Here is a 23,734-nt window from a genome sequence, read left to right as displayed (position 1 = left end):
TTGACAGTATCTGCACCGTTGCGTTGCACCGAAGCCGAAATGTTCTGCGCGCGGGAAAAAGCAGTTCACCGATGCAGACGTTTGCACTGGCATAATCCCCCGCATCTCAGGTCGGAGAGTGCCCATGTCGCGCTACTTTATTTTGTCCCTCTGCGTGTTTTTTTCGACGGCGTATGCCGATGAAAAAACTACGGCAAACGATGCTCATGACCTGGCTTACAGCCTCGGTGCCAGCCTCGGCGAACGGCTGCGCCAAGAGGTACCGCAGTTGCAGATCCAGGCGCTGATCGAAGGTCTGCAACAAGCGTATCAGGGCAAGCCGCTGGCGCTGAGTGAAGCGCGTATCGAACAGATTCTGGCCGACCACGAATCGCGCAATGCCGAGCAGGCATCACGGCAATCGAGCGACGCGGCGATGGAAAACGAGCAACGCTTTCTCAGTGCGGAAAAAGCCAAACCGGGGGTGAAGGAACTGGCGGATGGCATCCTTCTGACTGAACTGGTTCCGGGCACTGGCGCCAAGGCCGGCCCGGACGGCAAAGTGCAGGTGCTGTATGTCGGCAAGCTGCCGGATGGCACCGTGTTCGATCAGAACACCCAGCCGCAATGGTTCAACCTCGACAGCGTGATCGCCGGTTGGCGCACCGCCTTGCAGAACATGCCGGTGGGGGCGAAATGGCGGCTGGTGATTCCATCGGATCAAGCCTATGGCGCCGACGGTGCCGGCGACCTGATCGCGCCGTTCACGCCTCTGGTTTTCGAAGTGGAATTGCGTGGCGCGACGAACTGATCAGGCATAAAAAAACGGTGCGCTTTCGGGCGCACCGTTTTTCATGAAGGACGTGGATCAGGCCTGAACCGGATCTTCTGCCTTGTGTGCCGTGTGCAGCACTTCGATCAGGCAATCTTCAAGTTCGAAGCGCTCATGCAGCAAGCCGCCCAATTCCTTGAATTTCTCCGCAACGCATTTGCCTTCGTCGCACAGGTCGTTGAACGCGAGCAGCTTCTCGGTAATGACGTCGATGCGCGGATAGATGGTCTCGGCGAGTTCCAGACCGCGCTTGTCGTTGAACGCCTTGGCTTCGCCAGTCAGCTGTTCATAGATTTCGAAGTGCCCCGCCGATACGTAATCGACCAGTACACCGCAGAATTCCAACAAGGGTTTGCGGCTTTCGGACAGCGAATCAGGCTGCGCACCGAGCTTGTCGTAGGCGCCGATCAGCTCTTCACGCTCCTGCAACCAGCGGTCGATCAGCAGATGAACCCCACCCCAACGTTCCTGAGCATTCTGACAACTTTCGAGCATGGCGATCTCTCTTCCCTTGTGGGTCATGCTGCTCTACACCCGCGCCCCTGTTCTGATTTGACTGGTGGACGATCGGGCAGAGCGTCATCGAGCAACATAAATCCAATGACACGTGCCGGCCAGATTATGCCCGCACGCCTATGGCTTCAAGGTACGCAGGAGATAAAGTTCATACAAGTGTTTAATCCCTGACCAGCAGGTGGTGCGACGCTTCGTCGCTGACCGGTCGTTGCAGAGCGCTCCAGATCAGACGCAACAACTGATAAACCGCAAGGATCGACACGCCGACAAAAAACAGCAGGCTCCATTCCGGGATGCTCAGATCGAACAGTGTCCAGGAGATGTCCGCACAATCGGCGCCGCCGTTGAACATCCGTTGCAAGGCGCAGATCCACGGCAGGTCGCTGAACAGTGACTCCACGGTTGGCGAGCATTTGACCAGTTGCAGCATCGAGTCACTCTGGATCAACACCTGCCGCCACGCAGCGGTGGTTCCACCCAGACTGGCGCCGAGTGCAAACAGCCAGTACCACCATAAGCCAACGCGCCGGGGGCCATGCACCGCCGCCACGCCGCAGCCGATGCACAGCAATGTGAGGAACAATCGCTGCACCAGGCACAGACTGCAAGGCGTCAGTCCGACCGCGTATTCGAGGTAATAGGAAGCTCCCAGAGCAAAGGCCCCCGCAATGAAAGCCATGAAGAACAAGGAGCGTGAGCAGGCCAACGACATGGCTTTTCCGTAACAGTAGAGACAGACGGTTACGGTAGAGGAAAGCGTGTCAGCCTTTCAAGGCAAGGGCCTGCCGACAGTTCACCGCAGGTGTAGGGAAAACCCGACAGGCTCGATAGGAAACAGTGAAGCGCTCTGTAGGACTTTGTCTCTAGAGCGCAAGGAAGGGGAATTTTCGGTCATCAAAGTTCACGAGGGAGCATCCTCCCCCGCCCTTCAGACCTTCGCCGCAACCGGCAACGGCGCCGCCAGCAAGCGTTCATCCAGCAGCCCCAGACCTTCCTGGAACAACTGATTGCTGCGCTCGGTATCGCCAAGCTGTGCAAGCAGACGGGCCAGTTCCGCACAGGTCTCCGGATTACGCTGCACGCGCAAACTGCTTTCCAGATAGTCGCGAGCCTTGCCCCACAGACTGGTTTGCAGACACAAGCGCCCGAGGGTCAGCAGCAGACTCGGATCGGCCGGATGCTCCTTGAGCCAGCCTTCGGCAACCTGCAACTGACGCGCAGGATCACTGCCACGAACCAGACCATAAAGCCGCGCCAGATGGCTGTCGTACTTGCGCTTGAGCGCTGTTCGCAGCACTTCTTCGGCCTCGACCTGAGCGCCCAACTGGCGCAATTGCTCGGCATAGGCCAGTACCAAGGGTGCTTCCTGACGCTGCGCCGAAGTCAGCTGTTCCCACGCCCGCTTGAGCGATTGCAGACCCACCGTACCGTCTTCTTCGCGATGCGCTGCCAAGGACAGGTTCTCACCCCAGGCGCGACGCTCGAGTTCAGCCAGTTCGGCCGGCGGCAGGACCTTGTCCTTGCGCAGCTCCGGCAGCAGACGAATCACCGCCGGCCATTCGCCACGCTGCTGATGCAGACGTTGCAATTGACGCAATGTCTGCGCGCTGCGCGGATGCCGTTCATGCATCGCCTGCAAGGTCACCAGCGCACCGTCGGTGTCGCCACGATCGGTCTGCAACTGTGCGTGACTCAGGGCGATCGCCAATTCGGCTTGCGGCTGACGCTCCAGCGCGCGTTCGAGCAAACGATCACTTTCTTCGTACTGACCTTGCTCGTTCGCCGCACGGGCGGCGCCGAGGTAATACAGCAGTGGCTGGCGCTCGGCTTCCGCTGCGCGGGTCAGATGCCGCTGTGCGCTGGCCCAGCGACCTTCGGCCAGATCCAGTTGTCCGTGTTCGATCGCCACTTGCACGCGGCGGCTGCGATTGCGTCGCGACCACGGATTGACCACGCCGGTGGAGGTCATCACCAGCTCGACCAGCACCTTGATGCCCCAGAACAGCAACCACAGCACCGCGATCACCGCCAGCGTCGCCCACAGGCTCGACTCGTAACGGAAGCTCTTGTACGCCACCAGCACGTAACCGGAATGCTCGGCAATCGCCAGGCCCAGCGCTGCCGTCGCGGCGATGACCAGAAACACGATTACATAGAGGCGCTTCATGGGGTCGCCTCCTGCGCAGCATTGGCGGCAGGCTTGGCGAACGGTTTCACCGATTCCTCGGCATTGACGTTACGTCGCTCCAGATATCCCTGCACCGCACTCAAGGTGCCGGCCAGATCCGGCGTCTTGACGGTGACCGGTTCCTTGCTCAGCTCGGCGACCTGCTCCAGCATGACTTTGCTTTGCGGGTTGTCCGGGTTGAAATTGCCCTTGAGCACATCGCGCGCCTCGGCCAGCGCCTGGGTGTACACCGGCGCCTGACCGTTGAGCGCGGCCCACTGCGCCTGCTCCAGCGCCAGGCTCAGGGCCAGGCGCACCTGGCTCAGGCTTTGCCCGGCCAGCAGCGGTTTGACGTTTTTGTCAGCGTTGAAATCGATGCGGATATAGCGCGAAACCTTGTCCCACCATTGCGCCCAGCGACTGGCGCCATCGCCATCGTTGGTCAGGCCCAGCAGCGACTCGCCGCGATCCTTGTACTCCGGCGCCAGCTCGGTGAGGTCGATGACCTGATCGCGCAGCGCGCCGAGACGCAGGAACAGCCCGGTGCGATCCGGCTGTTCGGTGCTGCGCAAGGCGACCAGGGTTTTCGCCACTTGCTCGCGCGCGGCGAAGGAACCCGGATCGTTCTGTTCACGCAGAATTTCATCGGCGCCCTGCACCAGTGCCTGGGCGCTGCTGATGTCCTGCAACGCTGAAAGGCGCAGGCTGGCCAGACGCAGCAAGTGTTCCGCCTCGGCCAGACGCCAGTCCTTGCGGCTGGCGCCGAGGACGGTTTCCAGACGTTGATTGAGGCGCTGCTGATCGCCCTGCAGTTGCGTGACCAGACGCTGGCGCTCGGCGAGTTCGTCCGCACCGGGCAACTGTGCAAGACGCTCGGTCAGACGCTGTTCGTTGAGCTTCAGACTCTGCGCCTGATCGTTCAACGCCTGCACCTGACTCGACTGTTGCTGCGTGTTGTTCTGCAGGTGGCGCACCTGCCAGACACCCCAGCCGCCGATGGCGACACCGGCGGCACCGAGCAGCAAGGCGACAATCGCCAGTCCATTGCCTCGGCGCGGCTCTTTGGCCGGTGGTGGAGTTTCAACCTGGGCATCAAGCGCAGGCTGGACGTCATCTTTTGGCAAGGCTGTTTCGCTCACGTATCCATCCTTTGCATTAGAAAACGGCACGGGAAATTCCCGTAACGCCGTCAGCAAAGCCGCGGCACTCGCGCCGCGGCAATCCACAACTGTTTGAGCCCCGGCGGCACGTGCCAGCTCCGCGACCCTCGGGCTTGGAACAAACAACGGCAACTGCGCGATCTTCGGCCAGGCATCGCCGGCCATCTGCCGCAGGTGCTCGAAACCCTGTCCACTGCTGACCACCAGCCCGTTCAAGCGTTCCGCTTCGATCCGCCGTGGCAGCTCGTTTGGCGGGTAGGCTGGCAGGTCGCGGCGATACAACTCCAGATACTCGACACTAGCACCAAGCGCGCGCAGGCGCTCGGCGAGCAGTTCACGACCGCCCTCTCCGCGCAGGATCATCACCTTCGCGCCGGACTGGTCGAGCGCCTCGCGCAGACGCGGCAATTGCAGCAGGGCTTCACTGTCATCGCCGTCAGCCGGGAAGCTGACATCGAGACCATGCTCGCGAAGAATGCCTGCGGTCGCCGCGCCGACGCTGAACCACGGCATGCTCAATGGCGCCGTGCCTTCGGACTTGAGCAGATCCACCGCAATCCGCGCCGCCGGTTTGCTGACCACAATCACCGCGCTGCAAGCGGGCAATCGCGAAATCGCCTGGCGAATAGTGTCAGAGAGCGGCAGCGGAACAATGTCCAAAAGCGGCAGGCAACTGCTGAAAATCCCGTGCCCGGCCAACTGTTCGGCCAGCGCCGCGCAGTCGTCTGCCGGGCGCGTCAGCAGCAGGCGCCAGGCCGTCACTCGTGCCCCGCCTCGCCGTACACCGCTTTGAGAATGTCGTCGGCGCCTTGCTTGAGCAGCGCTTCAGCGACCTGCACACCCAAGGTCTCGGCGTCCGCGCGCGGCGCGCGGGCTTCGGCGCTGAGCAGCTTGCCGCCGCTCGGCTCACCGACCAGACCACGCAACCACAGCTGCTCGCCTTCAAGCACGGCGTAGCAGGCGATCGGCACTTGGCAGCCGCCGTTCAAATGTTTGTTGAGGGCGCGTTCCGCATTCACCCGCGAAGCAGTATCGGCGTGATGCAAAGGCGCGAGCAAGGCGTGGATTTCGTGGTCGGCGCTGCGGCATTCGATGCCGACCGCGCCCTGGCCACCGGCCGGCAGGCTGTCATCGACACTGATCGCCGAAGTGATGCGATCTTCGAAACCCAGGCGGATCAGGCCGGCAGCGGCGAGGATGATCGCGTCGTACTCGCCGGCGTCGAGTTTGGCCAGACGGGTGTTGACGTTGCCGCGCAGGAAACGGATCTGCAGGTCGGGACGCCGCGCCAGCAATTGCGTCTGCCGACGCAGGCTCGAGGTGCCGACGATGGCCCCGGCAGGCAGCGCTTCAAGACTGGCGTAGGTGTTGGAGACGAAAGCATCGCGCGGGTCTTCACGCTCACAGATGCAGAACAGACCCAGGCCTTGCGGGAAGTCCATCGGCACGTCTTTCATCGAATGCACGGCGATATCGGCCTGGTTTTCCAGCAGCGCGGTTTCCAGTTCCTTGACGAACAGACCCTTGCCGCCGATCTTCGACAGTGGCGAGTCGAGCAGCTTGTCGCCGCGACTGACCATGGGCACCAGCGTCACCAGCAGGCCCGGGTGGGCCGCCTCGAGACGGGCTTTGACGTATTCGGCCTGCCAGAGGGCCAGCGCACTTTTACGGGTGGCGATGCGGATTTCGCGAGGGGACATGGAACAATCCGTACTGAATAGATACGGCGGATAATAACAGCTCAGTCAATTTCGCTTTGACCTGAATCAGAACCGGCGCGGCCTCCCTGGCCTGCCATGCCGGGTAAAAGAACTCGAAAGGCCCGGCGAAGACCGGGTCACAGCCCCTGCATCATCTTGCGCACACCGGCAACATGCCGCCGGCTGACAATCAGTGCATCGCCATTGAGGCCTTTGAGGAACAACTGGAAATGTCCCAGTGGTGTGCGTTGCAATCGCTCGATGCGATCGCGAGCGACCAGCGCGTTGCGGTGGATACGCACAAAGCGTTCGCCGAATTCGTCTTCGAGGGCTTTGAGGGGTTCATCGAGCAGCACCTCGCCGGCTTCATGACGCAGGGTCACGTATTTGTGGTCGGCGATGAAGTAGACCACCTGATCCAGCGGAATCAGCTCGATGCCTTTACGGGTCCGTGCGCTGATGTGGCTGCGTGGGCCGTTGCCACTTTCGGCAGCGGGACGGGTCAGGGCCGAGAGTTGCGCCCGGTTGGGACGTTCAGCCCGCTTCAGGGCTTCATTCAAGTGTTCGGTTCGCACAGGTTTCACCACATAGCCCACGGCGCTGGCCTGCAGGGCTTCCACGGCAAATTCATCGGGACTGGTGCAAAACACCACGGCCGGCGGCGTCTCTCGTTCGCACAGTCGGGCAGCAACCTGCAGGCCATCGAGGCCCGGCATGCGGATATCGAGCAGCACGATATCCGGCTTGTGGCTGTCGATCAGCGCTAACGCCTCCTCGCCATTCGTGGCACTGGGCTCCAGGACTGTGTAACCCTCGAGTTCGCTCACCATACGGCTTAGGCGCTCGCGAGCCAGGGGTTCGTCATCAACGATCAGGACATTCATATTGCGCTGGATTCCTGCGTGAGTCTCGCACAAGGATAGCGTAGACAGGTGTAGTGACCTCCGTCACCGCGATCCACGCTAAGACTAGCCCGAGCGCCAAAAAGTGCCGTACGTCGGCCAGCAATATTTGCCAGCGTCCGGGTCGAACGGCTCAGAGCCCAGTGTTTCCTGCGTTTCTCACGGTGGGTGACCGTTGTACAACTCACCCGCCCCCTCTTCTTATAGCCAGTGGCCGGACCTTTGCATGATCCGCATTCGCACCGACCCTTATGTCCACTGTAGACGTTCGTCGGAACGATATTGCTCAATCAAAAAATATCCTTTTGTAAATTCCTTGCAGACCGCGCCGGACATGCCTGACACATCTGCGAAAAAACGTATCGACCGGTGTCAGCGACAGGATTGGCAACCCTGTTATTATCCGCGCCAGCGTTTCACGCCATTTCTTCAAGCCGATACGAGCGAATTCATGAGCACTGACAAGACCAATCAGTCCTGGGGCGGCCGCTTCAGTGAACCCGTCGACGCCTTCGTCGCCCGCTTCACCGCCTCCGTCACTTTCGACCAGCGCCTGTATCGCCACGACATCATGGGCTCGATCGCCCACGCCACCATGCTGGCCAAGGTCGGCGTGCTGACCGATGCCGAGCGCGACAGCATCATCGATGGCCTGAAGACCATTCAGGGCGAAATCGAGGCCGGCCAGTTCGACTGGCGCGTCGACCTCGAAGACGTGCACATGAACATCGAAGCACGCCTGACCGACCGCATCGGCGTCACCGGTAAAAAGCTCCACACCGGGCGCAGCCGCAACGACCAGGTCGCCACCGACATCCGTCTGTGGCTGCGCGATGAAATCGACCTGATCCTCGCCGAGATCACCCGCCTGCAAAAAGGCCTGCTGGAGCAGGCCGAACGTGAAGCGGCGAGCATCATGCCCGGCTTCACCCACCTGCAGACCGCGCAGCCTGTGACCTTCGGGCACCACATGCTGGCCTGGTTCGAAATGCTCAGCCGCGACTACGAGCGTCTGGTCGACTGCCGCAAGCGCACCAACCGCATGCCGCTGGGCAGCGCCGCGCTGGCTGGGACCACTTACCCGATCGATCGCGAATACACCGCGCAACTGCTCGGCTTCGACGCCGTCGGCGGCAACTCGCTGGACAACGTTTCCGATCGCGACTTCGCCATCGAATTCTGCTCGGCCGCAAGCATTGCGATGATGCACCTGTCGCGCTTCTCCGAAGAGCTGGTGCTGTGGACCAGCGCGCAGTTCCAGTTCATCGATCTGCCGGATCGTTTCTGCACCGGCAGCTCGATCATGCCGCAAAAGAAAAACCCCGACGTGCCTGAGCTGGTGCGCGGCAAGACCGGCCGCGTCTTCGGCGCGCTGATGGGCCTGTTGACCCTGATGAAAGGCCAGCCGCTGGCCTACAACAAGGACAATCAGGAAGACAAGGAACCGCTGTTCGACGCCGCCGACACCCTGCGCGATTCGCTGCGCGCGTTCGCCGACATGATCCCGGCGATCAAGCCGAAACACGCGATCATGCGTGAAGCGGCACTGCGCGGTTTCTCCACTGCGACTGACCTGGCGGATTATCTGGTGCGCCGTGGCCTGCCGTTCCGTGATTGCCACGAAATCGTGGGCCACGCAGTGAAATACGGCGTCGACAGCGGTAAGGATCTGGCCGAGATGAGCCTGGAAGAACTGCGTCAGTTCAGCGATCAGATTGAGCAGGACGTGTTTGCCGTGCTGACCCTCGAAGGCTCGGTGAATGCCCGCGACCATATCGGCGGGACTGCGCCGGCGCAGGTCAAGGCTGCAGTGGCGCGCGGCCAGGCCCTGCTGGCCAGCCGCTAAAAGCCAAGAGCTTCGCGAGCAGGCTCGCTCCCACAGGGATTCTGGATGTTCACAAAATTTGTGTTCACCACCGGTTCAATGTGGGAGCGAGCCTGCTCGCGAAGGCTTCCTTCAGAGCGCTACAAAATTCATTTCTTGGCAGCAATCATCGCCAAAAACGCCGGCATCGCCGCGTCCTTGTCCTCCTCGATCTTCTGCACATGCGGATTCTGCTCAAGCCGCTCCAGCAGCGCCTTCGCCTGCGGCATCTCGGCCAGCAGATCAATCCCGAACAGCTTCTGCCCGACCGCACAGGCCAGCGGCACGCTGTAGAGGAAATACAAATCGGCAATGCTCAGGCTGTCACCCGCCACGTAGGGGGCGAACTTGCCATGACGGCCCAGCGCGGCGAAGCCCAGCAGCAGCTCGGTCCGGGTCTTCTCCTTGATCGCCTCCGGCAATGTCACACCGAAAAACGCCTCGCCATAGCAGGCACGCCCCGGCAACTCGATGTACAACTCGATCTCCTTGGCAATTGCCAATACCTGCGCGCGCTCGAACGAGTCGCTGGGCAGGAGTGGCGTGCCCTTTTGTGCTTGTTCGAGGTATTCGAGGATGATCGCGGTTTCGTTGATATAACCGGCGTCGACACCCAGCACCGGGACCTTGCCACGCGGACTGATTGCCAATGACTCCGGGGTCTGCGTCGGGTAGAAGGTCACCTCTTCGAAGGGCAGGCCTTTTTCCAGCAGTGCCAGTTTGACCATGTTGTAGTAGTTGCTGACAGCGAATCCGTAGAGCTTGAACATCACAGAGCCTCCAGGCCGTGCGGGGTGGGCAGTGCCTGTTTATAGATCGCCGCGGCGTTTCCCGCCAGCAGCATCACGCCGCTGAATGCGGGTAAACTGGCGCCTTTCCCTGAGGAGCCTGCCATGAGCGAGCCGACAGATATCGTCAACGATGACGACGAAGAAGCATTCACCGAAGCGACCCTGATCGAAGCCATCGAGAACCAGATTGAAAGCGACAACCCGCCGGCGGCCAAGGCGACGTTGAACAAGCTGACTTTGGTCGGCATGGACCGTGAGGAGATCCTCAATTTGATGGCCCATGTGCTGGCTTTCGAAATTGACGCGATGCTCGATGAAGATCGCCCGTTCGACACCCAGTGGTACGAAGCGGCACTGCGCGCTTTGCCAGAGCTGCCACCGGAAAAGCAGTAACCACATCACTCTTGTGGGAGCGAGCAGGCTCGCTCCCACAAGGTTTGTTACGCATCCATCCAGCCATCTGCTGCCGCCCGACTACACTGGAATTCGCCTCAAGACAAAATCCCCTGATCCGAGCACTGGACATGCTGCACCAGCGGGTTCACCTTAGAGGCGCTGTCGTCCAATTCCTAGAAAGTCTGGAGTCCTTATGTCGCTTACCCCTGAGTTGGTTGCCGAACTGGAAGTCCTTGCACTCTTCAACCTGGACAGTTCCCAGGAAGGTCTGAAAATTCACCAGACCGCTGCCCCGAAACATATCGCTGCTGCCCAGCGCCTCTTTGAAAAAGAACTCACCGACCAGCCCGATGGCGGTTATCTGACCAGCCTCGGTCGCGATGCCGCGCAAAGCGTGCAGACCGTACTGACGATTTTGAAAGAACAGGAAACCGCCTGATTTCTCTGACTTTGCCCACGGGAACTCCTGCCACGGGATTTCCGCGGGCCCGCCCGATCGCTGTCGATAAAAATCTGACGTCAAAAAACAAATTCAGCTTAAACGTCCTGCCGCGCAGCGGCTAAACTGCGGCCATTCCGAGACCCTCTACGTCCGAGCCTGCAAGCCGGTTTGAGCTGATATGACCCGCACACACGAAATCCGCCCCGACCTGGACGAAGGCATCGACCGCAAGGTACTCAGCCAACTGCGCGCACGTTTTCTCAAACTCAATGAAGGCCGCCTCGGCCGCGCTCTCGAAGGCTTGTCGACGCGCCAGCAAAGCGTGTTGACGCTGTTGCCGCTGTTCTTTCACGTCAATCATCCGTTGCTGCCCGGCTATGTCTCGGGCAGTACGCCGGCCGGTCTCTCGAATTATGAGCCGGACGCCAATGCGCTGACCGAGGCGCAGCGCCTGACTCGCTCGTTCTCTTACAGGCCGCGCCATGGCAGTAACCCGCCGCGACCGATCCACGGCCTGTTCCTGATGGGCAGCCTCGGCACACTGGCACAGGCCGATCAGAGCGATATGGATGTGTGGGTCTGCCATGGGCCGGATCTGAGCGAAAGCGACCTCGCCGAGCTGAGCAAGAAGTGCCAATTGCTGGAAGCCTGGGCTGCGAGCCAGGGTGCCGAAGCGCATTTCTTCCTGATCGACCCGGCGCGCTTCGTCAAAGGCGAACGAGATTCCAAGCTCAGTTCGGACAACTGCGGCAGCACCCAGCACTATCTGCTGCTCGACGAGTTTTATCGCACGGCGATCTGGCTGGCCGGGCGCACGCCGATCTGGTGGTTGGTGCCGGTCTATGAAGAAACGGCCTACGACGCTTACACCCACACCCTGCTGTCCAAACGCTTTATTCGCGCCGACGAAACCCTTGACCTCGGGCCGATGGCGACCATTCCGCCTGGCGAATTCATCGGTGCCGGGTTGTGGCAGTTGTTCAAAGGCATCGAGTCGCCCTACAAAACGGTGCTCAAACTGCTGCTGACCGAGGTGTACGCCAGTGAACACCCGCACGTGCAGTGCCTGAGCCTGCGCTTCAAGAAAGCCGTGTTCGCCAATCAGCTCGATCTTGATGAACTGGACCCGTACATGGTCGTGTACCGGCGTATCGAGGAATACCTGATCGCCCGCAACGAACCGGAACGTCTTGAGCTGGTGCGCCGCGCGCTGTATCTGAAGGTCAACCGCAAGCTCACCGGCAACAGCCGCAGCCAGGGCTGGCAACGCGCACTGCTCGAACGCCTGGCCGGCGAGTGGCACTGGGATCAGCGGCAACTGGCGCTGCTCGACAGCCGCAGTCAGTGGAAAGTCCGCCAGGTCAGCGCCGAGCGCCGCGCGCTGGTCAACGAACTCAATTACAGCTATCGCTTCCTGACCCAGTTCGCCCGCAGCGAACAGACTGTCAGCCTGATCAACAAGCGCGACCTCAATGTCCTCGGCCGGCGCCTGTACGCAGCGTTCGAGCGCAAGGCCGACAAGGTCGAGTTCATCAATCCGGGCATCGCCCCGGACCTGGCCGAAGACACCCTGACCCTGGTGCAGTCGCCGAACAAAAAAGAGCCGGGGCAGACCCAGTGGGGCCTGTACAACGGCAGCCTGACGGCGCTGGAGTGGGAACATTTCGCACCGATCAAGCGCAGTCGCGAGCTGCTTGAACTGCTGACCTGGTGCCACCGCAACGGCGTGATCGACAGCAGCACCCGCCTGGCCCTGCATCCGGGCACCAGCGACTTGAGCGAGTTCGAACTGTTCAACCTGCTCGGCAGCCTGCAGCAGTGCATCGCCCTGCCCTTGCCCACCGTTGCCGAAGAGCCATTGCTACGTGCCGCTGTGCCCAGCGAAGTGCTGCTGCTGATCAACGTCGGCGTCGACCCGCTCAAGCATCACCGTGATCTGAACATCCTGATGACCACCGAACGCACCGACTCGCTGAGCTATGCCGGTGTGCGCGAGAACCTGGTGCTGACGCTCGATCAGGTCACGCTCAACAGCTGGAACGAAGTGCTGGTCAATCGTTTCGACGGCCCGCATGCGCTGCTCGACTGCCTACGCGATTACCTCAACAACCTGCCGCGCGGCCCGATGCAGCCGTCGCTGAAGGTGCGCTGTTTCTGCCACAACCGCGCGCAATTCATTGCCCGCCGCGTCGAGGAAATCGTCGACACCGCGCAGACCCTGTTGCTCAGCGAGTTGAATCACCGCTACCTGATTCAGGTGCAGCAGCACTATCACGTGCTGGAGCTGGTGCCAGGTCAGGTCAACCATGTCGCCCTCGCCACTCTGCCGGCACTGCTCGACTATCTGGGCGAAGAACAACCGCGCTATAGCCCGCTGCACCTGGACCCGATGGCACTGGAAGATCACGACCTGGCGCTGATCCTGCCGATGGGTCAGCCGGAATGCATTCAGGTGTTCTACCGCATCAGCGAACAGCAGGCGGAGCTGTACGTGCTGGATGAATTCAATGCGCTGTGGCAGCAGCAACTGCCGTACCACGACGAGCAGAGTCTGCTGGTACCGCTGCAGCGTTTTCTGCAATCGATCCAGTACCGCCGTGAAGCGCAATTGCCGATGGACGGTGGCCCTGCAGGTAGCCCCGAGACTTTGTATTACCAGCTGTTGCCGTCAGGCCCGGGGCGCTCGCGCAGGGTCGAAACCCGACCAGCACCGCAGACCCCGGTGAACAAACCGTTCTACGATGTACAGGCGATCATCGGTAAAGCCGCGCCCGGCGAAGTGCAGGTCACCCTGTATTGCAATCAGCGCGAATTCAGCGAGCTGGAGCATGGCGACCAGTTGTTCAGCGTGGTCGCACGAGAGATCGTCGAGCAGCGCCGCGAGACCGAGCGCTATCGCTGCTACATCACCGACCTCGATCTCTCGGGGCTGCTCGGTGACGGGCACAGTTCAAGCAATCTGTATCTGCGCTACAAGGCGGACCTGGAGCGCTCGTTGAATGAAGCGCTCGAACAGGTTTGAAGCGGGGAGTTATTCGGGGAAGGCGCCGCCGTTGACCGGTTGCGATTCCACTTCCAGCAAGGTCAGTTTCAGCGACTTGCCGCCCGGCGCCGGCCAATCGATGTGCTGACCGACCTTCAGACCCAGCAGCGCACTGCCGACCGGCGCCAGAATGGAAATCTTGCCTTCATCGGCGTTGGCGTCCTTGGGATAGACCAGCGTCAGGTGGTAATCCTTGCCACTGCCTTCTTCGCGGCAATGCACGCGGGAATTCATGGTCACGACATCGGCGGGCACTTCATCGTGGCCGACCACGGTATCGGCGCGGTCCAGCTCGGTTTGCAGCGCAATCACGCCCGGCGCTGCCTGGTCTTTATCGATCAGGTTGTCGATCAGGCGCTGCAGACGTTGCACGTCCAGACGGGTAAGGGTGATGGAAGGTGCGGTCATGATCCAGGCAGACTCCTTTCTTCTGCACAAAAAAAGCAAAACCCCGCCAAAAAAGACGGGGTTTTCACCGTGCCTCGGTGGTTTGAGGCGTTCGCGGACACTATCACAGCTCAAAAAATATACAAGTCACGCCCTTTTTTGCCTGGGTGAAACCCTTGTGGCGAGGGGATTTATCCCCGTTCGGCTGCGCAGCAGCCGTATAGATTCTGGGGCCGCTACGCGACCCAACGGGGATAAATCCCCTCGCCACGATATCAACAGGCTTGGGATTTTCGTGCGGCAGCCTGCTGGCAAATCACCCGGCGCCGTTGATCATCGGCCGAGCGCCATTCGCGAATGTCTTCGACGTGACGCGCGCAGCCGAGACAGACTTTCTGTTCGTCCAGCCGACATACGCCCGTGCACGGCGAAGGCACCGCCGGGCTGACGTTGCTGTAGAGCGGTTTCGGCGGGCGAACAGGCGCGGCATCAGTCACGAATCACAGACCTTCGAAATCGAATTCGGCGCCAGCCTGCTGCTTGACGAGACGCTGAAGCATTTCGCCCAATTGCTCTTCGCTCTTGTCGCACATCCAGCGCTCGCTTTCTTCGTCATAGTCGAAGTGGAAACCACCGGACACGGCCGCCAGCCACAGCTGACGCAATGGCTCCTGGCGGCTGAAGATCAGCTGCGAGCCGTTTTCGAACTTGACGGTCAAGACACCTGCCGAGCTTTCCAGATCGATGTCCAGATCGCTTTCGTCAAATATGTCTTCCAGTTTTTCCTGGGTTTCATCGACCAGATCGTGGAAACGGGCTTCGGACAAACTCATTGCGGCAACCTCAAAAATGTCTGATCAGGCTCAAGCGCCGAAAGATACGGACGCTGCCGGCCGATTGCAAAGATTAACGACCAAGCACCAGTTTCCATCCAACATCGCCCTCTGTGGGAGCGAGCTTGCTCGCGAAAGCAGTGTGTCAGGCAACAAACATATCGAATGTGACGACCTCTTCGCGAGCAAGCTCGCTCCCACAGGTATTGCAGGTATCCATCCGGTATCCAGCAAGCCCCGCCGGACGGGAACCCCCTCGCATAGGCAAGCTGCCGGGTGGCCGGTATACTCCGGCGCAATTAACGCATTTTCAAGGATTTCGCCATGAAGCGCCTGATCTCTTCCCTTGCTGCGCTCGTCGCGGTTGCCTGCCTGGTTTCGGCCTGTGGTCAAAAAGGCCCGCTGTACCTGCCCGATGACGACCAGGACCCGGCCGAACAAGCCCAGTCTTCGCAGAAGCAGCCATCCAAGGCTCACAAGCACGACGTTTACTAAGGGATCGCCATGGACGCTTTTAACTACCGTGGCGGGGAGCTGTTCGCGGAAGGTGTGGCGCTGTCCGCCATCGCCGACCGCTTCGGCACGCCCACCTATGTCTACTCGCGCGCGCACATCGAAGCGCAGTATCTGGCCTACGCCGATGCGCTGGCCGGTATGCCGCATCTGGTCTGCTTCGCGGTCAAAGCCAACTCCAACCTCGGTGTACTGAATGTCCTGGCCCGTCTCGGCGCCGGTTTCGACATCGTTTCCCGTGGCGAGCTGGAACGTGTACTGGCCGCAGGTGGCAGCGCCGACAAGATCGTTTTCTCCGGCGTCGGCAAGACCCGTGACGACATGCGCCGCGCGCTCGAAGTCGGCGTGCACTGCTTCAACGTCGAGTCCACCGATGAGCTTGAGCGCCTGCAAGTGGTCGCCGCCGAGCTGGGTGTTCGCGCCCCCGTTTCGCTACGCGTGAACCCGGACGTCGATGCCGGCACCCATCCGTACATTTCCACCGGTCTGAAAGAGAACAAGTTCGGCATCGCCATTGCCGACGCCGAAGACGTGTACGTGCGCGCCGCGCATCTGCCGAACCTGGAAGTGATCGGTGTCGACTGCCATATCGGTTCGCAACTGACCACGCTGCCACCATTTATTGACGCCCTGGATCGCCTGCTGGATCTGGTCGACCGTCTGGGCGATTGCGGGATTCACCTGCGCCACATCGATCTCGGTGGCGGCCTGGGCGTGCGTTATCGCGATGAAGAGCCGCCGTTGGCTGCTGATTACATCAAAGCCGTGCGCGAGCGTCTCGACGGGCGTGACCTGGCGCTGGTGTTCGAACCGGGTCGCTTCATCGTTGCCAATGGCGGCGTGTTGCTGACACAGGTCGAATACCTCAAACACACCGAGCACAAGGATTTCGCCATCGTCGACGCGGCGATGAACGACCTGATCCGCCCGGCGCTGTATCAGGCGTGGATGGACGTCACGGCGGTGAAACCGCGCGACAGCGCTGCACGCAAGTACGACATCGTCGGCCCGATCTGCGAAACCGGCGACTTCCTCGCCAAGGACCGCGAGCTGGCGCTGGAAGAAGGCGACTTGCTGGCAGTGCATTCGGCTGGCGCCTACGGTTTTGTGATGAGCTCCAACTACAACACTCGCGGCCGTGCCGCTGAAGTGCTGGTGGATGGTGATCAGGTTTTTGAAGTGCGTCGCCGCGAAACCGTGGCCGAGCTGTTTGCCGGCGAAAGCCTGCTGCCGGAGTAACCCATGCTGCTGCGTTTTACCAAAATGCACGGCCTGGGCAACGACTTCATGGTCCTCGACCTGGTCAGCCAGCACGCGCACATTCTGCCCAAGCACGCCAAGCAATGGGGCGACCGCCACACCGGGATCGGTTTCGACCAGTTGCTGATCGTCGAAGCACCGAGTAACCCGGATGTGGATTTCCGCTACCGGATCTTCAACTCCGACGGCTCGGAAGTGGAGCAATGCGGCAACGGTGCGCGCTGCTTCGCCCGCTTCGTGCTCGACAAGCGTCTGACTGCGAAACGGCAGATCCGCGTCGAGACCAAGGGCGGCATCATTGAACTGGACGTGCGTAACGACGGCCAGATCGGCGTGAACATGGGCGCGCCGCGCCTGGTGCCGGCGGACATTCCATTCCAGGCACCAGCGCAGGCCATCAGCTATCAGCTGGACGTCGATGGCACTACGGTCGAATTGGCCGCCGTGTCGATGGGCAATCCCCATGCAGTGATCCGCGTGGACGACATCAACAGCGCACCGGTGCATGAACTGGGGCCGAAGATCGAGCACCATCCGCGCTTCCCGGCGCGGGTCAATGTCGGCTTCCTTCAGGTCATCGACCGCCATCGCGCGCAACTGCGTGTTTGGGAACGCGGCGCCGGGGAAACCCAGGCCTGCGGCACCGGCGCCTGTGCGGCGGCGGTGGCGGCTATCAGTCAGGGGTGGATGGATTCGCCGCTGTTGATCGACCTGCCCGGCGGGCGTCTGTCCATCGAGTGGGCCGGCCCGGGCGAACCGGTGTTGATGACCGGTCCGGCAGTGCGTGTATACGAAGGACAAGTGCGTCTTTGAGCGAGCAGAAATCATGACCGACAAGCCACAGGTACCCGCCCGACCAGTCGACGAATCAGCGTCCGAGAGCCTTGAGGCAGCCGCGGTTGCCGCCTACCTGGAGGCTCATCCGGACTTCTTCGTCGAGCACGAAGAGCTGCTGCCGTCGCTGCGCATTCCGCACCGACGTGGCGACACCGTGTCGCTGGTCGAGCGGCAGATGACCATCCTGCGCGACCGCAATATCGAGATGCGCCATCGCCTTTCGCATCTGATGGACGTGGCCCGCGACAACGATCGCCTGTTCGAAAAGACCCGCCGCCTGATTCTCGCGCTGATGGATGCATCGACCCTGGAAGACGTGGTCATCAGCGTTGAAGACAGCCTGCGTCAGGATTTCCAGGTGCCCTTCGTCAGCCTGATCCTGCTCGGCGACAACCCCGCACCGGTCGGCCGCTGGGTGACCCACGCCGATGCGCAAACCGCGATCGGCGGCCTGCTCACCGAAGGCAAAAGCGTCAGCGGCAGCCTGCGTGAACATGAGCTGGACTTCCTCTTTGGCGAAGAACAGCGCCAGCAGATCGGCTCGACCGCCGTGGTTGCCGTCAGCCATCAGGGCATTCACGGCATTCTGGCCATCGCCAGCCGCGACCCGCAGCACTACAAGAGCTCGGTCGGCACCCTGTTCCTCAGTTACATCGCCGAGGTCATGGGCCGCGTGCTGCCACGGGTCAACAGCTCGCTGCGCTCGGTACGCTGACCATGGAACGACAACTGGACGCTTACTGCGAACATCTGCGCAGTGAGCGACAGGTGTCGCCGCACACCCTGTCGGCTTATCGCCGCGACCTCGATAAAGTCCTCGGCTGGTGCATCAAGCAGAACATCGGCAGCTGGGCCGCGCTGGACATCCAGCGCCTGCGCAGCCTGATCGCCCGGTTGCATGCGCAAGGCCAGTCCTCGCGCAGCCTCGCCCGCCTGCTCTCGGCGGTGCGCGGGCTCTATCACTACTTGAATCGCGAAGGCCTGTGCGACCACGACCCGGCCACCGGCCTGGCCCCGCCGAAAGGCGAACGGCGCCTGCCGAAGACCCTTGATACCGACCGCGCCCTGCAATTGCTGGAAGGAGCGGTCGAGGACGATTTTCTCGCCCGGCGTGATCAGGCGATTCTTGAGCTGTTCTATTCCTCTGGCTTGCGCCTGTCCGAACTGACCGGGCTCAATCTCGATCAACTCGACCTCGCCGACGGCATGGTTCAGGTGCTCGGCAAGGGCAGCAAGACCCGGCTGTTGCCGGTTGGCACCAAGGCCCGCGAAGCCTTGGAACACTGGTTGCCGCTTAGAGCCATGACCAACCCGGCGGACGATGCGGTTTTTGTCAGCCAGCAAGGTCGGCGTCTCGGCCCGCGCGCGATTCAGGTGCGGGTCAAACTGGCTGGCGAGCGCGAACTGGGGCAGAACCTGCATCCGCACATGCTCCGGCACTCGTTCGCCAGCCATTTGCTCGAGTCTTCACAGGATCTGCGCGCGGTGCAGGAATTGCTCGGCCACTCCGATATCAAAACCACGCAGATCTATACCCACCTCGACTTCCAGCATCTGGCGGCGGTCTACGACAGCGCCCATCCCCGGGCCAAACGCATGAAAGGCGATGATTCATGAGCATTCAGTTGATCACCTTCGACCTCGACGACACTTTGTGGGATACCGCGCCGGTGATCGCCAGCGCTGAAACCGTGTTGCGCGAATGGCTGAGCGAGCATGCGTCGAACCTGGGCGCGGTGCCGGTGGAGCATTTGTGGTCGATTCGCGAGCGAGTGCTGGCGGGCGAACCGGGCCTCAAACACCGCATCAGCGCGCTGCGTCGACGTGTGCTGTTCCATGCGCTGGAAGAAGCCGGGTATGCCCACGGCGAAGCGTCGGAGCTGGCTGACAAGGCTTTTGAAGTGTTCCTGCATGCGCGGCATCAGATCCAAGTGTTTCCCGAAGTCGAGCCGTTGCTGGAGCTGCTCGCCAATCATTACGCCCTCGGCGTGGTCACCAATGGCAATGCCGACGTGCGCCGGCTGGGGCTGGCGGATTACTTCAAGTTCGCCTTGTGCGCCGAAGACATCGGCATCGCCAAACCGGATGCGCGGCTGTTTCATGAAGCGTTGCAGCGCGGCGGTGTAAGCCCCGCAGCGGCGGTGCATGTCGGCGATCATCCTGGCGATGACATTGCCGGCGCTCAGCAGGCAGGCTTGCGCGCGGTGTGGTTCAACCCGACGGGCAAGGTCTGGGAAGCGGAGCGCTTGCCGGATGCGGAAATTCGCAGCCTCACTGAACTGCCAGCCGTCCTCTCCCGCTGGAATGCTTCCTCGAACTGATCTACAGCCCTGTGGGAGCGAGCCTGCTCGCGAATGCGGTGTGTCATCCAACATGTATGTCGGCTGACATGCCCTCTTCGCGAGCAGGCTCGCTCCCACAGGGGACTGCATTTGTTTTCAACGCATTTATTCCAGGCATAAAAAAGCCCGCAGCGACGGCGGGCTTTTTCAGCAAGCGAGCGACGCGCCTCAGATAGGGCGGCTGCCGTACTTGTTATCCGGCTTCTTGGGCGGATCGGCGACCACGTTGGCCTCAACTTCCTGCACCTTGCCGCCGCGCGCAAGGAATTCTTCCATGGCCTTGGCCAGGGCGTCACGCTCCTTGTTCTTGGCTTCGATGCTCGGCAACTCGTCGACCGATACCGCAGCCTTGGCTTTGCCTTTGGCAGCCGGGGCCGGCGTGTCGTCACCGCCATCGTCTTCGGCAACGTCTTCCGCTGCCGCTTCCAGGCCTTCCTCGGCCTCGTCTTCGTCGCCTACTTCGAGGTCGTCGTTTTCCAGATCATCGTCGCTCATGTTCTACCTCATGACTTGCCAAAAGCAGATTAGTTATAGACCAGCTTTGGCGACTGTCGAAGCCGCCGTTGAAAAATCTTCTGCCGCTGCCCGGCAGCGGCTCATGCCTGTTCACCGTGCAAGGTGGCGAGGACTTTACGTGCACCGCCATGATCACGGTGCTCGCCCAGATAAATCCCTTGCCAGGTACCCAGTGCCAGCCGCCCTGCCGCAACCGGCAGACTGATCTGGCAACCGAGCACGCTGGCCTTGAAGTGCGCCGGGAGGTCGTCCAGGCCTTCGTCGTTGTGCTCGTAGCCGTCTGTTCCTTGTGGGATCAGACGATTGAAAAATCGTTCGAAGTCGCGACGAACTGCCGGATCGGCGTTCTCGTTGATGGTCAACGACGCCGACGTGTGCTGCAGCCACAAATGCAACAGACCGACCCGACAGGTCTTGAGTTCAGGCAAGCCTGCGAGCAACTCGTCCGTCACCAGATGAAAGCCCCGGGGCCTTGCCCGCAGGGTTATCAGAGTCTGTTGCCACATACAGTTCTCCGCTCGTTCGGGGCGCATTCTAGCGTGCTCTGAAAAAAAACAAAGGCCCTAATATTCCTGCAGCGATGTAAGCGATTGCCCGCAGAAAAAGCCTCGTCGTAAAGACGACCAAAGCCGTAAGAAAAATCCTTTCAGCCGCACCTTGAATGACAAATCCCGGACAAAAAAATGCCCGGCGAACCGGGCAGTTTTTTTATCGCGCGTACTTACAGGTTGTAGCCGCGTTCGTTGTGTTGTGCCAGATCGAGGCCGACCGACTCTTCTTCCTCGGTTACGCGCAGACCCATGACGGCGTCCAGCACCTTGAGGATGATGAAAGTCACGATCGCGGTGTAGATCACCGTGAAGCCGACGCCTTTGATCTGAATCCAGACCTGCGCGCCGATGTCAGTCACGGTGCCGAAGCCGCCCAGTGCCGGTGCGGCAAACACACCGGTGAGGATCGCGCCGAGGATACCGCCGATACCGTGCACGCCGAAGGCATCCAGGGAGTCGTCATAGCCGAGTTTGCGTTTCAGGGTGGTGGCGCAGAAGAAGCACACCACGCCTGCGGCCAGACCGATCACCAGTGCACCCATCGGGCCTACAGTGCCAGCGGCCGGAGTGATCGCGACCAGACCGGCGACCACACCCGAAGCAATACCCAGTGCGCTTGGCTTGCCGTGGGTGACCCACTCGGCAAACATCCAGCCCAGTGCCGCAGCGGCAGTGGCGATCTGGGTAACCAGCATGGCCATACCGGCAGTGCCGTTGGCAGCAGCAGCGGAACCGGCGTTGAAGCCGAACCAGCCGACCCACAGCATCGCCGCGCCCATCAGGGTGTAGCCGAGGTTGTGCGGAGCCATTGGTGTGGTCGGGAAGCCTTTGCGCTTGCCCAGCACCAGGCACGCGACCAGACCGGCGATACCGGCGTTGATGTGCACCACGGTGCCGCCAGCGAAGTCGAGCACGCCCCAGTCCCACATCAGGCCGCCGTTACCAGACCAGACCATGTGCGCGATCGGTGCATAAACCAGAGTGAACCAGATACCCATGAAGATCAGCATCGCGGAGAACTTCATGCGCTCGGCGAACGCACCGACGATCAGCGCCGGGGTGATGATCGCGAAGGTCATCTGGAAGGTGATGAACACCGCCTCAGGGAACAGCGCCGCCGGGCCGGTGATGCTCGAAGGCGTGACACCGGCGAGGAACGCCTTGCCCATGCCACCGAAGAACGAATTGAAGTTGACGACGCCCTGCTCCATGCCGGTGGTGTCGAAGGCAATGCTGTAGCCATAAATGACCCACAGGATGCTGATCAGACCGGTAATGGCGAAGCACTGCATCAGCACGGAAAGAATGTTTTTCGAGCGAACCATACCGCCGTAGAACAGCGCCAGGCCGGGAATGGTCATGAACAGCACGAGCGCTGTCGAGGTGAGCATCCAGGCGGTGTCGCCGGAATTGAGGACTGGCGCTGCCACTTCGTCTGCCGCCATGGCGATGCCGGGCATTACGATGGACAACAGGGCGCCTAGCCCTGCGAATTTACGCAGAGTCATATTGTTTTCTCCTGGGGCGTTGGGTTTGTGGCGGCGCTTAGATCGCGTCGGTATCGGTTTCGCCGGTACGGATGCGGATCGCCTGTTCCAGATTGACCACGAAGATCTTGCCGTCACCGATCTTGCCGGTGTTGGCCGCTTTGGTTATCGCCTCGATAACCCGATCCAGATCCTTGTCGTCGATGGCCACGTCGATTTTCACCTTGGGCAGAAAATCGACCACATATTCCGCGCCGCGATACAGCTCGGTGTGACCCTTCTGCCGGCCGAAGCCTTTGACTTCAGTGACGGTAATGCCCTGCACGCCGATTTCGGACAGCGACTCGCGCACGTCGTCCAACTTGAACGGCTTGATGATGGCAGTGACTAGCTTCATGAAACTCTCTCCCGAATTGGTGGACTTGCCCCAGGAAAACAAACCCGTCTCAAGTCTAAGCGCAGTGCCTGGCTTTGTAACGCATCGTTGACGCCAGCTAACCGCATCAGACGAAACTCCCCGCTTCGTCTGCCGCACTGCATTCGTCACAGCGACTGCATCAGTGCATGGGTCGAGGGTGACTAAGCAGAAACCTTGCCAGCTCGGCAAAAACCCTGCATTTCAATCTCTTGGCCCCTGTTGCACGCGCTCGGGCAGAAAAGCTTTTGCCGATACGCACAACAACGGTGCGCCACCGTCCGTCCCCCTGCGCGAAAAGCGTGCATCCGTGCAACGGGATTGACTATAGACACTGCGTGATACACTGCCGGCCATTGTTTCCAGGACATTCCCATGCTCGCGCCCAAAGACTTCCTCGACGCCCTGAGCGGCACCGCCTCCCGCCTCTTCAACGGCGACACCCCGCTGCCGAAAGCCGAAATCGAAAGCCAGTTCAAAATGCTGCTGCAAAGTGCCTTCAGCAAACTCGATCTGGTCAGCCGGGAAGAGTTTGATAGTCAGATGGTGGTGTTGGCTCGCACGCGCGCCCGCCTCGAAAGCCTCGAAGCCAAAGTCGCCGAGATGGAAGCGAAACTGACACCGCCCGCGGAATAATTCGCGCCTCCTGGAGCTGCCGAAGGCTGCGATCTTTTGATCGATAGCCCTTCGACCATCCCGGCAACGTCCTAAAACCTTAAATGACCGCCGTCCGATTGCGCCAAAAAAGCCCAGGTTTCTAAGCTCATCTGATGCTGAATGTTCAGCAGCGGGTTTGGCGAC

The 23,734-nt window shown here is 61.0% G+C and carries 26 protein-coding genes and 2 pseudogenes; 12 read left to right on the top strand and 16 right to left on the bottom strand.

The genetic code is table 11. The annotated features are described in order from the left end of the window. Nucleotides 1–124 precede the first annotated feature (124 nt). Complete coding sequence (locus D8U70_RS05405; RefSeq protein ID WP_130928442.1) at nt 125–790, top strand: FKBP-type peptidyl-prolyl cis-trans isomerase; 666 nt, start codon at nt 125–127, stop codon at nt 788–790. Between the two features lie 57 nt (nt 791–847). Here D8U70_RS05405 and D8U70_RS05400 read toward each other — a convergent pair whose 3' ends face one another. From D8U70_RS05400 to D8U70_RS27920, 8 genes and pseudogenes are all read right to left on the bottom strand, one after another. Continuing rightward, nucleotides 848–1,306, bottom strand: coding sequence for an Rsd/AlgQ family anti-sigma factor (locus tag D8U70_RS05400; RefSeq protein ID WP_039757408.1), 459 nt, complete (start codon nt 1,304–1,306; stop codon nt 848–850). A gap of 181 nt (nt 1,307–1,487) precedes the next feature. After that, on the bottom strand, nt 1,488–2,039 hold the full coding sequence (locus tag D8U70_RS05395; protein ID WP_016772601.1) for a disulfide bond formation protein B: 552 nt from the start codon (nt 2,037–2,039) through the stop codon (nt 1,488–1,490). 216 nt (nt 2,040–2,255) lie between these two features. Continuing rightward, the gene (locus D8U70_RS05390) at nt 2,256–3,494 is read right to left on the bottom strand and encodes a heme biosynthesis protein HemY (protein WP_130928441.1); all 1,239 of its coding nucleotides are present in this window, start codon (nt 3,492–3,494) and stop codon (nt 2,256–2,258) included. Then, a complete protein-coding gene (locus D8U70_RS27930; RefSeq protein ID WP_241089674.1) occupies nt 3,491–4,633 on the bottom strand; it encodes a uroporphyrinogen-III C-methyltransferase in 1,143 nt (380 codons plus the stop codon). The genes D8U70_RS05390 and D8U70_RS27930 overlap by 4 nt, the downstream gene beginning before the upstream one ends. 36 nt (nt 4,634–4,669) lie before the next feature. After that, nucleotides 4,670–5,416: pseudogene (locus D8U70_RS27925) on the bottom strand (uroporphyrinogen-III synthase); the annotation flags it as partial. Then, nucleotides 5,413–6,354, bottom strand: coding sequence for a hydroxymethylbilane synthase (gene hemC, locus D8U70_RS05380; RefSeq protein ID WP_130928439.1), 942 nt, complete (start codon nt 6,352–6,354; stop codon nt 5,413–5,415). The gene hemC and the pseudogene D8U70_RS27925, both read right to left, overlap by 4 nt. 137 nt (nt 6,355–6,491) lie before the next feature. Continuing rightward, nucleotides 6,492–7,238, bottom strand: coding sequence for a LytTR family DNA-binding domain-containing protein (locus D8U70_RS05375; protein ID WP_016772598.1), 747 nt, complete (start codon nt 7,236–7,238; stop codon nt 6,492–6,494). Continuing rightward, a pseudogene (locus D8U70_RS27920) lies at nt 7,235–7,390 on the bottom strand (sensor histidine kinase); the annotation flags it as partial. The pseudogene D8U70_RS27920 and the gene D8U70_RS05375, both read right to left, overlap by 4 nt. 317 nt (nt 7,391–7,707) lie before the next feature. On the opposite strand from D8U70_RS27920, the gene argH reads away from it, so the two are divergent. Then, nucleotides 7,708–9,102 carry an argininosuccinate lyase gene (gene argH / locus D8U70_RS05365; protein ID WP_122698688.1) on the top strand — a complete coding sequence of 465 codons (1,395 nt, stop codon included), beginning with the start codon at nt 7,708–7,710 and terminating at the stop codon, nt 9,100–9,102. A 128-nt stretch (nt 9,103–9,230) separates the two neighbouring features. On the opposite strand, the gene D8U70_RS05360 is transcribed toward argH, so the two are convergent. Then, nucleotides 9,231–9,890: a glutathione S-transferase gene (locus D8U70_RS05360; RefSeq protein WP_130928438.1), complete on the bottom strand. Its 660-nt coding sequence runs from the start codon at nt 9,888–9,890 to the stop codon at nt 9,231–9,233. Between the two features lie 123 nt (nt 9,891–10,013). On the opposite strand from D8U70_RS05360, the gene D8U70_RS05355 reads away from it, so the two are divergent. The 3 genes from D8U70_RS05355 to D8U70_RS05345 all read left to right on the top strand — a co-directional run bounded on the left by D8U70_RS05355 (nt 10,014) and on the right by D8U70_RS05345 (nt 13,771). Then, complete coding sequence (locus tag D8U70_RS05355; protein ID WP_122698690.1) at nt 10,014–10,304, top strand: hypothetical protein; 291 nt, start codon at nt 10,014–10,016, stop codon at nt 10,302–10,304. 196 nt (nt 10,305–10,500) lie between these two features. Beyond that, complete coding sequence (locus D8U70_RS05350; RefSeq protein ID WP_130928437.1) at nt 10,501–10,746, top strand: TIGR02647 family protein; 246 nt, start codon at nt 10,501–10,503, stop codon at nt 10,744–10,746. 181 nt (nt 10,747–10,927) lie between these two features. Further along, nucleotides 10,928–13,771 (top strand): class I adenylate cyclase, encoded by a 2,844-nt coding sequence (locus D8U70_RS05345; RefSeq protein ID WP_130928436.1) that lies wholly within the window; start codon nt 10,928–10,930, stop codon nt 13,769–13,771. A 9-nt stretch (nt 13,772–13,780) separates the two neighbouring features. On the opposite strand, the gene rnk is transcribed toward D8U70_RS05345, so the two are convergent. The 3 genes from rnk to cyaY form a co-directional block, all read right to left on the bottom strand. Beyond that, nucleotides 13,781–14,200: a nucleoside diphosphate kinase regulator gene (rnk, locus tag D8U70_RS05340; protein ID WP_110644490.1), complete on the bottom strand. Its 420-nt coding sequence runs from the start codon at nt 14,198–14,200 to the stop codon at nt 13,781–13,783. A gap of 254 nt (nt 14,201–14,454) precedes the next feature. Then, on the bottom strand, nt 14,455–14,676 hold the full coding sequence (locus D8U70_RS05335) for a DUF1289 domain-containing protein (protein WP_110599860.1): 222 nt from the start codon (nt 14,674–14,676) through the stop codon (nt 14,455–14,457). A gap of 3 nt (nt 14,677–14,679) precedes the next feature. Continuing rightward, on the bottom strand, nt 14,680–15,012 hold the full coding sequence (cyaY, locus tag D8U70_RS05330; protein WP_041476930.1) for an iron donor protein CyaY: 333 nt from the start codon (nt 15,010–15,012) through the stop codon (nt 14,680–14,682). A gap of 324 nt (nt 15,013–15,336) precedes the next feature. Here cyaY and D8U70_RS05325 point away from each other — a divergent pair, with 324 nt between their 5' ends. Genes D8U70_RS05325 through D8U70_RS05300 form a run of 6 tightly spaced genes read left to right on the top strand, consistent with a single transcriptional unit; the run spans nt 15,337 to nt 19,943 of the window. Then, a complete protein-coding gene (locus D8U70_RS05325; protein ID WP_016772589.1) occupies nt 15,337–15,507 on the top strand; it encodes a lipoprotein in 171 nt (56 codons plus the stop codon). Between the two features lie 9 nt (nt 15,508–15,516). Then, a complete protein-coding gene (gene lysA, locus D8U70_RS05320) occupies nt 15,517–16,764 on the top strand; it encodes a diaminopimelate decarboxylase (RefSeq protein ID WP_071172135.1) in 1,248 nt (415 codons plus the stop codon). Nucleotides 16,765–16,767: 3 nt separating this feature from the next. Further along, nucleotides 16,768–17,598 (top strand): diaminopimelate epimerase, encoded by an 831-nt coding sequence (gene dapF, locus D8U70_RS05315; RefSeq protein ID WP_130928435.1) that lies wholly within the window; start codon nt 16,768–16,770, stop codon nt 17,596–17,598. A 13-nt stretch (nt 17,599–17,611) separates the two neighbouring features. Next, a complete protein-coding gene (locus D8U70_RS05310) occupies nt 17,612–18,337 on the top strand; it encodes a DUF484 family protein (RefSeq protein WP_024014772.1) in 726 nt (241 codons plus the stop codon). Between the two features lie 2 nt (nt 18,338–18,339). After that, entirely contained in the window at nt 18,340–19,239 is a 900-nt protein-coding gene (gene xerC, locus D8U70_RS05305; protein WP_024014773.1) for a tyrosine recombinase XerC, read from the top strand. Continuing rightward, complete coding sequence (locus D8U70_RS05300) at nt 19,236–19,943, top strand: HAD family hydrolase (protein WP_130928434.1); 708 nt, start codon at nt 19,236–19,238, stop codon at nt 19,941–19,943. The genes xerC and D8U70_RS05300 overlap by 4 nt, the downstream gene beginning before the upstream one ends. A gap of 189 nt (nt 19,944–20,132) precedes the next feature. Here D8U70_RS05300 and sutA read toward each other — a convergent pair whose 3' ends face one another. From sutA to glnK, 4 genes are all read right to left on the bottom strand, one after another. Further along, nucleotides 20,133–20,459, bottom strand: a complete 327-nt coding sequence (sutA, locus tag D8U70_RS05290; RefSeq protein ID WP_016772583.1) for a transcriptional regulator SutA — start codon at nt 20,457–20,459, stop codon at nt 20,133–20,135. A gap of 101 nt (nt 20,460–20,560) precedes the next feature. Next, nucleotides 20,561–20,986 (bottom strand): secondary thiamine-phosphate synthase enzyme YjbQ, encoded by a 426-nt coding sequence (locus D8U70_RS05285; RefSeq protein ID WP_071172132.1) that lies wholly within the window; start codon nt 20,984–20,986, stop codon nt 20,561–20,563. A gap of 215 nt (nt 20,987–21,201) precedes the next feature. Next, nucleotides 21,202–22,539: an ammonium transporter gene (locus tag D8U70_RS05280; protein WP_041476939.1), complete on the bottom strand. Its 1,338-nt coding sequence runs from the start codon at nt 22,537–22,539 to the stop codon at nt 21,202–21,204. Between the two features lie 37 nt (nt 22,540–22,576). After that, a complete protein-coding gene (gene glnK / locus D8U70_RS05275) occupies nt 22,577–22,915 on the bottom strand; it encodes a P-II family nitrogen regulator (protein ID WP_002555808.1) in 339 nt (112 codons plus the stop codon). A 393-nt stretch (nt 22,916–23,308) separates the two neighbouring features. On the opposite strand from glnK, the gene D8U70_RS05270 reads away from it, so the two are divergent. Next, nucleotides 23,309–23,569 carry an accessory factor UbiK family protein gene (locus tag D8U70_RS05270; protein WP_008086041.1) on the top strand — a complete coding sequence of 87 codons (261 nt, stop codon included), beginning with the start codon at nt 23,309–23,311 and terminating at the stop codon, nt 23,567–23,569. The last annotated feature ends 165 nt before the right edge of the window (nt 23,570–23,734 follow it).

This window comes from Pseudomonas sp. Sample_20 (genome assembly GCF_004307585.1).
Lineage (GTDB): Bacteria > Pseudomonadota > Gammaproteobacteria > Pseudomonadales > Pseudomonadaceae > Aquipseudomonas > Aquipseudomonas atacamensis.
Note: the sequence above shows the minus strand (reverse complement) of the source record. Positions and strands in the feature narration are given on the sequence as shown.